This is a genomic window from Kitasatospora sp. NPDC001095, from assembly GCF_053598615.1.
In genome coordinates, this window is sequence record NZ_JBSFKQ010000002.1 from 382,285 (window position 1) to 395,559 (window position 13,275).

At 75.6% G+C, this 13,275-nt stretch carries 14 protein-coding genes, 3 tRNA genes and 1 pseudogene; 8 read left to right on the forward strand and 10 right to left on the reverse strand.

Annotated features, from left to right (window positions below):
• The first annotated feature begins 18 nt into the window (after positions 1-18).
• Together ACWDBB_RS03640 and ACWDBB_RS03645 are read left to right on the forward strand one after the other, a co-directional pair.
• On the forward strand, positions 19-537 hold the full coding sequence (locus tag ACWDBB_RS03640; protein WP_449788046.1) for a SigE family RNA polymerase sigma factor: 519 nt from the start codon (positions 19-21) through the stop codon (positions 535-537).
• Entirely contained in the window at positions 534-1,490 is a 957-nt protein-coding gene (locus ACWDBB_RS03645; RefSeq protein ID WP_449788047.1) for a hypothetical protein, read from the forward strand. Before ACWDBB_RS03640 ends, ACWDBB_RS03645 begins: the two co-directional genes overlap by 4 nt.
• A gap of 141 nt (positions 1,491-1,631) precedes the next feature.
• Here the strand turns inward: ACWDBB_RS03645 and ACWDBB_RS03650 are convergent.
• The 4 genes from ACWDBB_RS03650 to ACWDBB_RS03665 form a co-directional block, all read right to left on the reverse strand.
• Positions 1,632-1,705: transfer RNA gene (locus ACWDBB_RS03650), tRNA-Phe, on the reverse strand.
• 27 nt (positions 1,706-1,732) lie between these two features.
• Positions 1,733-1,806: transfer RNA gene (locus tag ACWDBB_RS03655), tRNA-Asp, on the reverse strand.
• Between the two features lie 63 nt (positions 1,807-1,869).
• Positions 1,870-1,942: transfer RNA gene (locus ACWDBB_RS03660), tRNA-Glu, on the reverse strand.
• Between the two features lie 113 nt (positions 1,943-2,055).
• Entirely contained in the window at positions 2,056-2,397 is a 342-nt protein-coding gene (locus ACWDBB_RS03665) for a metallopeptidase family protein (RefSeq protein ID WP_449788048.1), read from the reverse strand.
• 70 nt (positions 2,398-2,467) lie between these two features.
• Here ACWDBB_RS03665 and crcB (ACWDBB_RS03670) point away from each other — a divergent pair, with 70 nt between their 5' ends.
• From crcB (ACWDBB_RS03670) to crcB (ACWDBB_RS03680), 3 genes are read left to right on the forward strand one after another with little or no spacing between them, the layout of a single operon-like run.
• Positions 2,468-2,971, forward strand: coding sequence for a fluoride efflux transporter CrcB (gene crcB, locus ACWDBB_RS03670; protein WP_449788049.1), 504 nt, complete (start codon positions 2,468-2,470; stop codon positions 2,969-2,971).
• Positions 2,968-3,360 (forward strand): DUF190 domain-containing protein, encoded by a 393-nt coding sequence (locus ACWDBB_RS03675; RefSeq protein WP_449788050.1) that lies wholly within the window; start codon positions 2,968-2,970, stop codon positions 3,358-3,360. The genes crcB (ACWDBB_RS03670) and ACWDBB_RS03675 overlap by 4 nt, the downstream gene beginning before the upstream one ends.
• Positions 3,357-3,731 (forward strand): fluoride efflux transporter CrcB, encoded by a 375-nt coding sequence (gene crcB, locus ACWDBB_RS03680; RefSeq protein ID WP_392919057.1) that lies wholly within the window; start codon positions 3,357-3,359, stop codon positions 3,729-3,731. The genes ACWDBB_RS03675 and crcB (ACWDBB_RS03680) overlap by 4 nt, the downstream gene beginning before the upstream one ends.
• A 280-nt stretch (positions 3,732-4,011) precedes the next feature.
• Here crcB (ACWDBB_RS03680) and ACWDBB_RS03685 read toward each other — a convergent pair whose 3' ends face one another.
• Positions 4,012-4,410 carry a hypothetical protein gene (locus ACWDBB_RS03685; protein WP_449788051.1) on the reverse strand — a complete coding sequence of 133 codons (399 nt, stop codon included), beginning with the start codon at positions 4,408-4,410 and terminating at the stop codon, positions 4,012-4,014.
• A gap of 460 nt (positions 4,411-4,870) precedes the next feature.
• Here ACWDBB_RS03685 and ACWDBB_RS03690 point away from each other — a divergent pair, with 460 nt between their 5' ends.
• On the forward strand, positions 4,871-7,123 hold the full coding sequence (locus tag ACWDBB_RS03690) for a DEAD/DEAH box helicase (RefSeq protein WP_449788052.1): 2,253 nt from the start codon (positions 4,871-4,873) through the stop codon (positions 7,121-7,123).
• A 167-nt stretch (positions 7,124-7,290) separates the two neighbouring features.
• Positions 7,291-8,124: a TIGR02452 family protein gene (locus tag ACWDBB_RS03695; protein WP_449788053.1), complete on the forward strand. Its 834-nt coding sequence runs from the start codon at positions 7,291-7,293 to the stop codon at positions 8,122-8,124.
• Between the two features lie 102 nt (positions 8,125-8,226).
• Here ACWDBB_RS03695 and ACWDBB_RS03700 read toward each other — a convergent pair whose 3' ends face one another.
• Together ACWDBB_RS03700 and ACWDBB_RS03705 are read right to left on the reverse strand one after the other, a co-directional pair.
• Positions 8,227-8,562 carry a hypothetical protein gene (locus ACWDBB_RS03700; protein ID WP_392881812.1) on the reverse strand — a complete coding sequence of 112 codons (336 nt, stop codon included), beginning with the start codon at positions 8,560-8,562 and terminating at the stop codon, positions 8,227-8,229.
• Positions 8,563-8,636: 74 nt separating this feature from the next.
• A complete protein-coding gene (locus ACWDBB_RS03705; RefSeq protein WP_449788054.1) occupies positions 8,637-9,731 on the reverse strand; it encodes a hypothetical protein in 1,095 nt (364 codons plus the stop codon).
• An 89-nt stretch (positions 9,732-9,820) separates the two neighbouring features.
• Here ACWDBB_RS03705 and ACWDBB_RS03710 point away from each other — a divergent pair.
• Positions 9,821-10,279: pseudogene (locus ACWDBB_RS03710) on the forward strand (RICIN domain-containing protein); the annotation flags it as partial.
• Positions 10,280-10,286: 7 nt separating this feature from the next.
• On the opposite strand, the gene ACWDBB_RS03715 reads toward ACWDBB_RS03710, so the two are convergent.
• The 3 genes from ACWDBB_RS03715 to ACWDBB_RS03725 form a co-directional block, all read right to left on the reverse strand.
• A complete protein-coding gene (locus ACWDBB_RS03715) occupies positions 10,287-10,982 on the reverse strand; it encodes a tyrosine-protein phosphatase (RefSeq protein WP_449788055.1) in 696 nt (231 codons plus the stop codon).
• A 111-nt stretch (positions 10,983-11,093) separates the two neighbouring features.
• Positions 11,094-11,855: an SDR family oxidoreductase gene (locus ACWDBB_RS03720; protein WP_449788056.1), complete on the reverse strand. Its 762-nt coding sequence runs from the start codon at positions 11,853-11,855 to the stop codon at positions 11,094-11,096.
• Positions 11,856-11,865: 10 nt separating this feature from the next.
• On the reverse strand, positions 11,866-13,173 hold the full coding sequence (locus ACWDBB_RS03725) for a DNA glycosylase AlkZ-like family protein (RefSeq protein ID WP_449788057.1): 1,308 nt from the start codon (positions 13,171-13,173) through the stop codon (positions 11,866-11,868).
• Positions 13,174-13,275 lie beyond the last annotated feature (102 nt).

Consider the following 13,275-nt stretch of genomic DNA (forward strand, 5'->3'; position numbering starts at 1 on the left):
GAGGGTGAGGAGGTGCTCATGGGAGCCCACAAGACCGCCCGGGACGAGGAGTTCCGGGCGTTCGTCGGCAGCACGTGGTCACGGCTGCTCAGGACGGCGTACCTGCTCGCGGGGGACCGCCACGGCGCCGAGGACCTGGTCCAGCAAGCACTGGAACGGGCGTACGCGGCCTGGAACAGGGTTCGTGCCGCCGACGACCCGTACGCCTACGTGCGCCGGATCGTCTTCAACGAGCACGCCAGACGGTTCCGGCGGCGGCTGGTCGAGCACCCGGTCACCGCGTTCCCGGACCGGCCCGCGCCGGTCGGCGCCGACCCCGACGACCGGGCCGTGCTGCTCGCCGCGCTCGACACCCTGCCACCGCGCCAGCGCCAGGCCGTGGTGCTGCGGTACTGGGAGGACCTCAGCGAGACCCAGACCGCGGCGGCGATGGGCTGCGCGGTCGGGACGGTGAAGAGCCAGGCCGCCAGAGGGCTGGCCAAACTCCGCGGGGCCTCCTCACTCATCGGACTGACGAGCACCGGAGGGACAAGATGAGCGACGGGTACCTGCCCGGGGACACGCAGGGCGGCGACGGGCCGGCGACGGTACGGGCGCTGGGCGAACTGGCCGGGAGCGTCGAGACCGGCGCGGTGCCGTACGACCGGCTGATCGCCGGCGGCCGGCGGCGGCTGCGGCGACGGCGGCTGCTGACCGCCGGGGCGGCGGCGGTGCTGGTCGCGGGCATCGCCGGGGGGACGGCGGTGCTCGGCGAGCGCGGTCGGCAGGCGGTCCCGACCGTGGCGGTGGCGCCGGCCTCGGTCTCCGCGGCGGCCGCCCCCGGCTCCCCGGGCGCTCCGGCCACCGCTCCGGCCGCGGGTTCGGCCACCGCTTCGGCCGCTGCCTCGGCCACTCCTTCGGCGGCGAGCGCGTCCGCGACCCGGGACCCGTTCACCCCCGTCCGGGTCAAAGTCGCCGAGGGCACGGCGAACGGCCACACCTGGCAGGCCTGGGCCGCGCTGTGGCCGACCCCGGCCGCCAAGGAGGACGCCGTCAAGCAGGCCCGGCTGATCCGGGCGGAGCGGGCCGCCGCCTCCCCGGACGTGAAGCAGGTCGTCCCGAAGGACGTCGAGAGCAACTGGGGCCCGGGCACCGACCTGGTGAACTACTACTTCACCGTCGACGGCCGGCGGCAGGTCGACGACTCCCTGCACGCGGTCTCCGCCCCGGGCGGGTACCCGGGAGCCGTCGGAGGGGCGTCACTCGGCCTCCACCACGACGCGGGCGTGCCCGCGGTGGTGATCGAAGGGGTCCAGGCCGAGGTCACGAGGGTCGTGGTCGCCTGGAAGACCGGAGGCACCACCGAGGCGGCGACGGTCACGGTCGGGGACTCCCCGTTCCGCTACTTCGGCCTCGGGGCGAAGCCGGGCACCGACGCCGCGACCATCACCTACTACCGGGCGGACGGTTCGGAGGTGCGCACCACGGACCACTGGCTCCGAACCTCCTGAGCCGCCCGCGGGGGGAGGGGGGCCTCCACGGGCCGAGCGCGACCCGACCGGCGTCCGGAGCCGGCCGAGGTCCGGCGCGGCGACGAGGGGCGTGAACGACGAAGCCCCCGTAGCGAACTCGCTACGGGGGCTTCCCGGTTGTGGCCAGGGCCGGGGTCGAACCGGCGACCTTCCGCTTTTCAGGCGGACGCTCGTACCAACTGAGCTACCTGGCCGTACTGCACCGTCTCTTGCGAGACGAGCGATCCCGACGGGACTTGAACCCGCGACCTCCACCTTGACAGGGTGGCGAGCTAACCAACTGCTCCACGGGACCTAGAAGTGGCGAACCACTCAGGGTCTTGCGGTCTTGCGCACTGCACTTTACTACGGTACTGCGTGCCCCCAACGGGATTCGAACCCGTGCTACCGCCTTGAAAGGGCGGCGTCCTGGGCCACTAGACGATGAGGGCTTGTGGCCTGTCCCGCTGTCTCCCAGCGTTCGGGGACGTCGAGAAGCATATGGGATTCGGGGCGGATCGACAAAACGGGTTTCGCCCGGGTGAGGGTGCGGGCCGGGGCGGGGTCAGGACCAGCCGAGTTCGTCGAGCTCGTGGTCGTCGAAACCGAAGTGGTGGGCGACCTCGTGGATGACCGTGGTGCGGACCTCCTCGACCACCTGCTCGCGGGTCCCGCAGTGGCGCAGGGTGGGGCCGCGGTAGATCAGGATGCGGTCGGGCAGCACGCCCGCGTACCACTCGCCGCGCTCGGTGAGCGGGGTGCCCTCGTAGAGGCCGAGGAGTTCCGGGTCGCTCGGGTCGGGTTCGTCCTCGACGAAGACCGCGACGTTGTCCATCATGGCCGCGAGCTGCGGGGGGATCTGGTCGAGGGCATCGCTGACCAGCGTTTCGAACTCTTCCCGGGTCATCTCCACCGGATCATTGTCCGGTGTCGGATGACGGTGTGCCAGGTGGCGGAGCCCGGTGTTTGATGGGGCTGTGACGACCTCGGAGGGCGCCGTGAACGACGCCGTGGTGCGGGCCCGCGCCGGCCGCGGTCCCGGCCGGCCGCCGGTGCTGCGCGGGCAGGGGCGGGCGGTGGCGGTGGTCGCCGCGGGCGGGGCGATCGGGGCGACCGCGCGGTACGCGGCCGGGCTCGTCTGGCAGACCGGGCCGTCGGCCTTCCCGTGGACGACGCTGCTGGTCAACGTGGTGGGCTGCGCGGTGATCGGGGTGTTCCTGGTGGTGATCACCGAGGGGCGCCAGCCGCATCCGCTGGTGCGGCCGTTCTTCGGCACCGGCGTGCTGGGCGGGTTCACCACCTTCTCGACGTACGCCGTGGACATCCGCCGGTTGCTGGAGGGCGGCCGGCCCGGGCCGGCCCTGGCCTACCTCGGGCTGACGCTGGTGGGCGCGCTGGTGGCGGTGTGGGCGGCGGCCGGGCTGACCCGGCGTCTGATCCACCGGGCGGTCCGCCGCGGCGCCGGACGGGGTGCGCGGTGAGCCGGCTGGGCGGGCCCGCGCTGCGGCTGACGGTGCTGGTCGGGGAGAGCGACCGGTGGCACCACCGCCCGCTGTACAGCGAGATCGTGCACCGGGCCAGGGCGGCCGGGCTGGCCGGGGCGAGCGTGTTCCGGGGGATCGAGGGGTTCGGGGCGTCGTCGCTGGTGCACACCACGCGGCTGCTGTCGCTGAGCGAGGACCTGCCGGTGGCGGTGGTGATCGTGGACGAGGAGGAGCGGGTGCGGGCGTTCCTGCCGCAGCTGGACGGGATGGTGGCGGAGGGCCTGGTGCTGCTGGACCGCTGCGAGGTGGTCACCTACGCGGGCCGGGGCCCGGGCAGGGGACCGGGCCGCGGGGGGACGGCGGGCCCGGGGGAGACGGCGGAGTGAACTGGTTGCTGGTGGTGGCGGGCGCGGTGGTCGGCGCGCCGCTGCGGTACCTGACCGACCGGGCGGTGCAGTCCCGGCACGACTCGGTGTTCCCGTGGGGCACGTTCACGGTGAACGTGGTCGGCTGCCTGATCCTCGGGCTGGTGACCGGCGCGGTGGCGGCGGGCGCGGCCTCCTCGCAGGTCCAGCTGCTGCTGGGGACGGGGCTCTGCGGGGCACTGACCACCTACTCGACCTTCTCGTACGAGACCCTGCGGCTGGCCGAGACCGGCGCCGGGCGGTACGCGCTGGCCAATGTGGCCGGCAGCGTGGCGGCGGGGCTGGCCGCGGTGTTCGCGGGCGCGGAGCTGGCCTCGGCGCTCTGGGGCTGACCGGGCGCCGGAGCGTGCGCCGAGGCGGCCGGCGGCGCGGGCGCCGGAGCGGGGCCGAAGCGGGCGGCGGAGCGGGCACCGCACCGCCTCCGCCGGGCGAGCTTGCCCGCTGCCCGTGTCCCGCCGGGCCGGGCGCGCGTTGGGCACCGAAAGCGGCCGCGCGCGAGTGGGCGGCCCGGGTGGGGCGGTAGAGAGGGACCTCAGTGGCTTCGGTGCGGGCGGCGCGGACGGTGCGGGCGGTACGGGCGGTGCGGGTGCGGCTGGCCGCCGCCCGTACGGCTCAGGGGCGGGCGGCGACGGTCCCGCGCTCGCGTGCGGTACGGGCGGCGGCGCTGCTGACGATGGCCGGGCTGGGGCTGACGGGGTGCATGTCGGTCGGCCCGGCCGCGGAGGAGAAGCACGGCGTGGCGCCGGTCGGGCAGGCCGGTCCGGCGGTCCGGCCGGGGGCGACGGGCGGGTCCTCGGCCTCCCCGGGGACGGGGCGTGCGGGCGGGGCCTCGGGCCACCCCGAGCGGCCGGGGGGCCTCCAGGGCGACGCCGGGTCGAACGGGGCCACCGTCCCGGCGCCCGGCGACTCGGCGCCGGGGTCGAGCGGCGCGGGGGCCGGGGTGGTCCCGGTGCCGGGGCCGGGCGCTCCCGACGGCGGTGCGGGCGGCGGTGCGGCGGGCGGTGCGAACACAAGTCCCGCGCCGCACCCGGGCGGTGGCGTCGGCGGGTCCGGCGGTGCGGCGGGCTCCGGCGGTACCGGCGGGGCGGGCGGCACCGGCGAGGGCCGTTCCGGCGGCGGTTCGGCCGGGTCGCCCTCGGCCACCCCCAGCAGCCGCCCGTCCGGCACTCCCGCGCCCGAGCACAGCTCGCCCGCCGCGACCGTCCCGCCGGCTCCGGACCCGTCCTCCGGCAGCTCCGGTTCCTCGGCCCCGAGCCCTCGCGTGCTCGGGCATTAGCGGATTGAGCAGGGAGTTTGCCTCCGATCCCCAGGCTCGTCTATGGTGGTAGATCGTTCGTTTGATCCATTTGACTGGCGCCCTACTCCCATCTGGCGCCCTTGGCGCGTTCCGGCGATCCGTGGCTGACCGCATAGAGGCGGTTGTGAAACAGAACCCCGGACTTTGGCGCGTGCCACTTCCGGAAGGTTTTGCATGTCTCTCGTTGACGACGCCCGCTTCGCCATGCCCGCGAACGAGGCCGCCGCCGATGTCACCGACGCCACCGACACCCTCGACACCGCCGCGGACGAGGTGATCGCCGAGGCCGTGGAGGCCACCGAGGAGGCGGCCGCCGAGCCGACCGTCACCTTCGGCGACCTGGGCCTGCACGACGACGTCGTGCGCGCCCTCGCCAAGCGCGGCGTCACCACCCCGTTCCCGATCCAGGCCGCGACCATCCCGGACGCCCTGGCCGGCAAGGACGTGCTGGGCCGCGGCCGCACCGGCTCCGGCAAGACCCTCAGCTTCGGTCTGCCGCTGCTGACCCGCCTCGCCGACGGCGAGCGCACCAAGCCGAAGCACCCGCGCGGCCTGATCCTGGTCCCGACCCGTGAGCTGGCCATGCAGGTCGCCGACGCCCTGGAGCCGTTCGGCTCGGTGCTCGGCCTGCGCCTCAAGGTCGTCTGCGGCGGCACCTCGATGTCGAACCAGATCTACGCGCTGGAGCGCGGCGTCGACATCCTCGTCGCCACCCCCGGCCGTCTGCGCGACCTGCTGAACCGCGGCTCCGCCAAGCTGGACGACGTCAAGACCGTCGTGCTCGACGAGGCCGACCAGATGGCCGACATGGGCTTCCTGCCCGAGGTCACCGAGATCCTCGACCAGGTGCCGGCCGGCGGCCAGCGCCTGCTGTTCTCCGCCACCCTGGAGAACGAGATCGACACCCTGGTCAAGCGCTACCTGAAGAACCCGGTCACCCACGAGGTCGACCCGTCGGCCGGCGCCGTCACCACGATGACCCACCACATCCTCGTGGTGAAGCCCAAGGACAAGGCGCCGATCACCAACGCGATCGCCGCCCGCAAGGGCCGCACGATCATCTTCGTCCGCACCCAGATGGGCGCCGACCGCGTCGCCGAGCAGCTGATCGAGGCCGGCGTGAAGGCCGACGCGCTGCACGGCGGCATGACCCAGGGCGCCCGCACCCGCGTCCTCGGCGACTTCAAGGACGGCTACACCAACGTCGTCGTCGCCACCGACGTCGCCGCCCGCGGCATCCACGTCGACGGCATCGACCTGGTCCTGAACGTGGACCCGGCCGGCGACCACAAGGACTACCTGCACCGCTCCGGCCGCACCGCCCGGGCCGGCCGCTCCGGCGCCGTCGTCACCCTGGTGCTGCCGCACCAGCGCCGCGGCGTCTTCCGTCTGATGGAGGACGCGGGCGTCGACGCCTCGCGCCACATCCTGGACCACGCCTTCGACGCGGAGGTCGCCAAGATCACCGGCGCCCGCTCGCTGACCGAGGTCCAGGCCGAGAGCGCCGCCAACATCGCCGGTGCCGCCGAGCGCGAGCTCGCCGACATGACCCGCCAGCTGGAGCGCGCGCAGCGCCGCGCCACCGAGCTGCGCGAGGAGGCCGACCGTCTGGCCGCCCGTGCGGCGCGCGAGCGGGCCGAGCTGGGCATCGAGGACGAGGAGCCGGCCGCCGAGGCCGAGACCGAGTCCGGTGAGCGGACCGAGGCCGCTCCGGCCGCCGCCGAGGCCGCCGCGCCGCAGGCCGAGGACCGCGCCCCGTCGTACCGCGAGGCGCGCAGCGAGCGCCCGGCCTTCGGTCGTGACCGCGACCGCGACCGGGACCGTGACCGTGACCGTGACGACCGCCGTTCGGGCGGCTTCGGCCGTGACCGCGACCGTGACCGCGACGACCGCCGTTCCGGTGGCTTCGGTGGCGGCCGCGACCGCGACCGTGACGACCGTCGCTCCGGTGGTTTCGACCGCGACCGCGGTGGCTTCAACCGTGACCGTGGCGGCTTCGGCGCCGGCCGTGACCGCGACGACCGCCGTTCGGGCGGTTTCGACCGCGACCGCGGTGGCTTCAACCGTGACCGTGGCGGCTTCGGCGCCGGCCGTGACCGCGACGACCGTCGCTCGGGCGGCTTCGACCGCGACCGCGGCGGCTTCGGTGGCGGCCGTGACCGCGACGACCGCGGCGGCCGCTCCTTCGGCGACCGTCCGGCCCGCTCCTTCGGCGACCGCCCGTCCTTCGGCCGGGACCGCGACGAGCGCGGCGGCAGCAGCCGTCCGTTCTCGCGCCGCGACGACCACCGCTCCGGCGGCCGTCCGCAGTCCGACCGCGGTGGCTTCAACCGTGACCGTGGCGGCTTCGGTGGCGGCCGTGACCGCGACGACCGCCGTTCGGGCGGCTTCGACCGCGACGACCGCAAGCCGCGCTGGAAGAACTGACGCCGCACCGGCGGTAGTCGACCGCCGACCCGGCTGAAACGCACGAAGGGCCCGCTCCGTCCCCCGGAGCGGGCCCTTCGCGCTTCCCCGGGGCGCCCCGAGGTGTTGTTCTGGGGGTGAGAATAACCTGTGGCGCGCGGGCGCGGCGGTCCCGTAGCGTCGCGGCCATGAGCAGCAGACTGCACGAAGTGGCACGGGTGAACGAGGGGATCGCCGAGCGGGGGAGCTACCGGACGACCGGGGGCGAACTCGTGCAGGTGGGGGAGGAGTTGGCGGCGGCGAAGGCCGGTACGGTGTCGTACGCGCCGGAGGGCCTGGCGGCGCTGCTGGCCGCGGGGGAGGCCGGTCCCGGGCCGGCGGCCGGGCGGATCGAGGTGACGGCCGAGGGGAGCATCCAGGCCGCCCGCCGGCTGGTCGCGGCCGGGGCGGGGCCGGTCGGGGTGCTGAACTTCGCCTCCGCGCGCAACCCCGGCGGCGGCTACCTGCGCGGCGCCCGCGCCCAGGAGGAGGACCTGTGCCGCAGCGCGCTGCTGTACAGCTGCCTGCTGGAGGCGCCGGACTACTACGAGGCGCACCGGGCCTCGACCGACCTCCGGTACAGCCACCGGGTGATCGTCTCGCCGGCGGTGCCGGTGATCCGGGACGGGCGCGGCGAGCTGCTGGCACAGCTGTACCCGGTCACCTTCCTGACCTCGCCCGCGCCCAACGCCGGTCAGCTGGAACGACGTTCGCCGGGTGCGGACGTCCGGGACGTGCTCGCCGAGCGGGCCGTGCGGGTGCTCGCGGCGGCCGCCCGGCACGAGGTGCGCACGCTGGTGCTCGGCGCCTGGGGCTGCGGGGTGTTCCGCAACGACCCGGCGCAGGTCGCCGAGGCCTTCGAGGGGGCGCTGGCCCGGTACGGGGCGGCCTTCGAGCGGGTGGTGTTCGCGGTCTGGGACCGCTCGCCGGTCTCCGCGAACCGGTCCGCCTTCGAGGCCCGGTTCGGCGCGGCGGTCCGGTAGCCGGCCGCGCCCGCGGGCCGGGCCGGCCGCCCCCGGCGGCGGCCGGCTGCTTCCGGAAGGTTGCGTCCGGCCGGCTGCTTCCGGAAGGCCGCCTCCGGCGGGCTACTTCCGGCGGGCCGAGAGCGCCGTCGCGGCCGTGGAGGCCGCCGCGACCACGCCGGTCACGGCGAAGACGGACGGCCAGGCGCCGATCCGCTTGGCCAGCGGGTGCGAGCCGCCGAAGGCGGCCACGTACAGGCCGGTCAGCGCCGCCGCGGTGCCCGTGCCCGAGCTGCGGCGCCACTGCGCGGCCGCCCCGGCACCGGCCACCGCCAGCACCGCGCCGCCCAGTTCGCGCCGGCCGCTCCAGCGGGCGACGCCGTAACCGCCGACCAGACCGCTCGCCGCGGTCAGCGCGGCGGGCGCGGCCGCCGCGAGAACGTTCGGGACCTTCGCCATCGTCGACTCCACTCGTAGGGGCTGTGTCGGTTTCCGACCATAACCCGGTGGACCTGCGGGGCCGTCGGGGCCTCCTACCGGAACGCCTCGGCGGGCGTCTGCCCCGGCACCGTGGCGGCCAGCCGGCGGGCGGCCTCCGCCGGGTCGAGCACCCGCTCCAGCCGCAGGTCGCCCGGGACCTCCTGGATGAACCGCCCGGCCGACCAGCTCCGCTCGTACGGCAGCGGCTCCAGCACCAGGGTGCGCACCCCGTCCACCACCGGGACGTCGCTCGGCGTCCCCTCGTTCCAGATCCAGGAGCCGTCCGGCGCGACCAGGTTGAAGGCGCCGGTGGCGATCACCCGGCGGCCGTCCAGGAACGCCGTCCGGGCCAGCGCCACCACCTCCCGGTCCTGCGGGGCGCCGGGCAGGTGGCCGCCGCCGATCAGCACGTCGGCGAGCAGGGTGTGCAGCTGGAAGGTGTCGCTCAGGCCGCTCATCCGCAGCAGGTAGCCGGTGCCGGTGGGGCGGTCGAGGACCAGCAGCGGCTCGTCGTCCAGCATCAGCGCCAGGTGGACCAGGCCCTTGAAGTCGTGCTGCTCGCCCCGGTAGCGGTCGAACAGCTCCAGGAGCACCTCGGTCACGCCCGAGGCGCGGGCCTCGGCCCGGACCTCGGCGTGCGCGTACACCGCCCAGGCCGCCTGCTGCCACAGGTGCAGCGTCCACCAGGCGACCACGGCCAGGTGCGCGTGCCACTCGTCCAGGTGCGCCGGGTCGGCGATCCGCTCGTGCGCCTCGGCGGGATCGTCCTGCTCCGCGTCGGGCAGCGGGCCGCCGCCGGTGGAGACCCACCGCCGCACCAGCAGCTGGGCGCCGGTCAGCGCCCCGCGCAGGCCGGCCAGCACCGGGCCGGAGCAGGCGACCGGGTCGGCGCCGTGCTCGACGCAGGCGCCCACCACCATCGCCAGGTGCGCGCGGGGGAACGGCGGGGCGTCCGGCAGCAGCGCGGCCAGCCGGGGGCCGGCCGCCACCCGCTCCGCCGGGTCGGCCGCGCCGAACAGCCCGCCGACCAGCCCGAGGGCGGGCCCGAACTGCTCGTCGTCCCCGGCCGCGACCACGGCCTCCAGGGCGGCCACGGCTTCGGCGAAGGTGGGCTGTTGACGGTGCGACGGTATCTGCTCGGTGGACATTCGCCGCAGCATAGGGGGCGCAGCCGGTCCGGTGGAAACTCCTCCGCTTCCCCGGCCGTACGGGGCCTGTCGGTGCCCGGTGGCAGACTGCGAGCGTGACGGATTCCGAGATCACCGACGGCAACTACCTCGTCCGCAACGTCGGCAGCGGCCTGCTGCTGCAGGTCGCGGGCGCCTCCCGGCGCGGCGGTGCCCGGATCGTCCTCGGCGCGGACGACGGCGGCGACGCCCAGCTCTGGCGCCTCACCGCCGTCCACCCGGGCGGCGCGCTGTTCCACATCGAGAACGTCCACAGCGGCAAGCGCCTGGACGTCACCGGAGCCTCGACGCAGGACGGCGTCCGGATCCAGCAGTGGTGGGCGAACGCCTTCGGCGCCCAGGAGTGGCTGCTGGAGGCCCACGTCGACGCCCCCGGCACCTACACGGTCAGCAGCTTCATCAGTGGCAAGCCCCTGACGGCGGGCGACGCCCCGGACGCCGACGTCCACCAGCACGAGGACGTCGACGCCCCGACCCAGTGGTGGTGCTTCGAGCGCCGGGCGGGCTGAGTTCCGCTCAGTCCGACAGGTGGGCGCGGACGGCGTCGAGTTCGGCGTCCGTCGTGCCGTGGTGGCGGAGGTAGTCGGGGACGGTGCCGTGGTGGTCGTGGATCCAGGCCAGGGAGGAGGCCAGGAGCTCGGCGTCGACCGGGCGGGAGAGGCGCTCGGTGCCGGTCTCGTCGAAGTACGGGATGGGGCCCTTGTCGAGGCCGAGGCCGATGTTGGAGAGCAGGAAGTCGGCGGTGATCTCGGCCTCGGAGGCTCCCAGCAGGGACTGGAGGACGGCGATGGTGAGCCCGGTGCGGTCCTTGCCGACGGCGCAGTGGACGACGGCGGCCAGCGTGTCCGGCGTGGCCAGGCGGCGCACGACGGCGGCGATCGAGGGGCCGGCCGTCTCGGCCATGAAGGGGTAGAGGGCGGCCTGGTCCTCGGGCCAGGGCCGGTCGCCGTTCCTGGGGTGCGGGGGCAGGGTCGGCAGGTTGACGGCGCCGTGGTCGAGGCCGTGCCGCTGGTCCGGCCAGGACTCCAGCTCGTACGCGCTGCGCAGGTCGAACACCGTCCGCAGGCCGAGGGCTTCGAGCCGCCGGGCGCCCTCCTCGGTGAGGGTGTGGAAGGACCCGGAGCGGTACAGCACGCCCCGGCGGAGAGCGCCGATCCCGCCCGCGTCACGGAAGTTGCGCACCCCGGGGATGTCGATGAAGGCGTCGGTCATGGCCACCACCGTACGGGCGGGGGCGTACCGGCGGAAGGAAACCGGAGCGGGTCGTCCGGTGGCGGGACGACGTCGGCCGAAACCGCTCCCGGCCGGGGCGGAGCGGGCTGCTCAGCGCCCGCCCGATACCTCCAGGAACGCCCCCGTGGTGTACGAGGCCGCCGGGGAGAGCAGGAAGAGGATCGCCTCGGCGACCTCCTCCGGCTGCCCGCCGCGGCGCATCGGCAGGTTCGGCGCGACCCGGTCGACCCGGCCGGGCTCGCCGCCGAGCGCGTGGATGCCGGTGTGGATCAGCCCCGGCCGTACCGCGTTGACCCGGATGCCCTCGGCGGCGACTTCCAGGGCCAGGCCGCGGGTCATCGAGTCCACCGCGCCCTTGGCGGCCGCGTAGTCGACGTACTCGTTCGGCGAGCCGATCCGGGAGGCGGCCGAGCCGACGTTGACGATGGCGCCGCCGCGCCCGCCGTACCGGGTGGACATCCGGCGGACGGCCTGCGCCGCGCACAGGAACGGGCCGGTGATGTCGGCGGCCCAGATCCGGTTCAGCCGGTCCTCGTCGATCTCCTCCAGCCGGCACTGCTTCTCCAGCGTGCCGGCGTTGTTCACCAGCCCGGTGAGCGGGCCGAGTTCGTCGTCGACGGTGGTGAACAGCCGCTCCACCCCGGCGGTGCGGGAGACGTCGGCGCGGACCGCGAGGGCGGTGCCGCCCTCGGCCCGGATCGCGTCCACGACGGCGGCCGCCGAGGCCTCGTCCGTACGGTAGTTGACGCAGACCCGGTAGCCGCGGCGGGCGGCCAGCAGGGCGGTGGCGGCACCGATGCCGCGGCTCGCGCCGGTGATGATCAGGACCTCGTCGGTCGGGGTGGTCGGCATGGCCCGTACGCTACCCGGCGGCCGGGCCCCGGACACCCGCGGCCGGACGCTGGACGCCCGCGGTCGGACCCCGGACACCCGCGGCCGGGCCCCGGGCACCGGGGGCCCGCGCGGCCGCCTCCCGCAGGGCCGCGATCTTCGGGGCCCGGCTCTTCGGCGAGTCGAGGCTGAAGCCGCGGGCGTCGCCCAGGTCGTCCCGGACGAAGGCCTCGGTGCGGGCGACCGCCTCCCGCAGGGCGTCGTCGAGCGGGACGAAGGGCAGCAGGACCAGCTCGGAGCGCTCGGTGTCGTACTCCCAGAGGCCGACGATCCGGCCGCGGTCGAGCACCACGTGGGTCTGCGGGTCCGCCTCGGTGCCGAAGACCCGCCCGGCCCGGCCGGTGGGCAGCGGGCGGGCGGCGTCGGCGGGGTCGAGCAGCCGGGGCAGGTCGCGGTGCAGCAGGTGGATGCCGTCGATGCCGGAGAGCAGGGTGTAGTGCGGCTCGTCCGGCACCTCGAACCTGGCGAACTCCTCGGCGAGTCCGGGCGGCAGCAGGAGTTCCGAGCCGGGCCCGAGCGGTACCAGGCCGGCCTCGGCGACGGCCCGGCGGGCGGTGGCGGCGGTGAAGCCGGAGAACCAGCGGAAGTGCCGCAGGGTGGCCGGGCCGGCCCAGGAGAAGTAGCGGTGGGCGAGGTCGACGGCGTCCCCGGCGACCGGCTGGTCCCAGCCGACGTAGCCGTAACGCTGCTGGTCCAGACGGCCGTTGACGGGCACCCGGCGGATCCGCCCGCGGGACTGCATCAGCCCGAGGGCGAGCGGCAGGGTGCTGGTGAGGCCGCGCCTGCGCCCCGCCTCGCCGAGCGGTCGGACGGCGTCGCCGACCGCCTCCCGGATCGCCGCGGGGGCCAGCGGCCGGTGCTCGGACAGCACCCGCTCGACGGCCAGGCAGAGCTTCTCCACCTCGTCCCGGCCGATCCCCAGGTGCTTCTCCGCTGCCGCCAGTTCGCCCGCCGGCGCGGCCGCCCCGGCGGCCAGTCCGAGCGCGAAGTCGGCGGCCGGCAGCACGTAGGTGCAGCCGCGCGCGGACGGCAGCTCGTGCACCTCCAGCCGGGCCACCGCCGCGTCCACCGCCGCTCGCCCGAGCCCGGCCCGGGCGAACAGGCCCAGGTACGGCGCCGCGCCGCCCACCGAGCGGGCCCACCCGGTGGCAGCCAGCACCTCGGCGACACCGGCGCCGGGGTGCGGGCGGTCCAGCCACTGCCGGTGCGACCACCAGGCGCGCAGCTTGGCGGTTTCGGCGGCTTCCGGGGGTCCTTCGGTGAGCGGGTCGTGCTTCATGGGCCCAGTATCGGCGGCCGGACCGGCCCCGGACGGGAATTCGTTTCCCGGGCGCGGCCCGCTGCGACGAGGATGCCGGAACGAGGATGCGCTGCCCGCCCG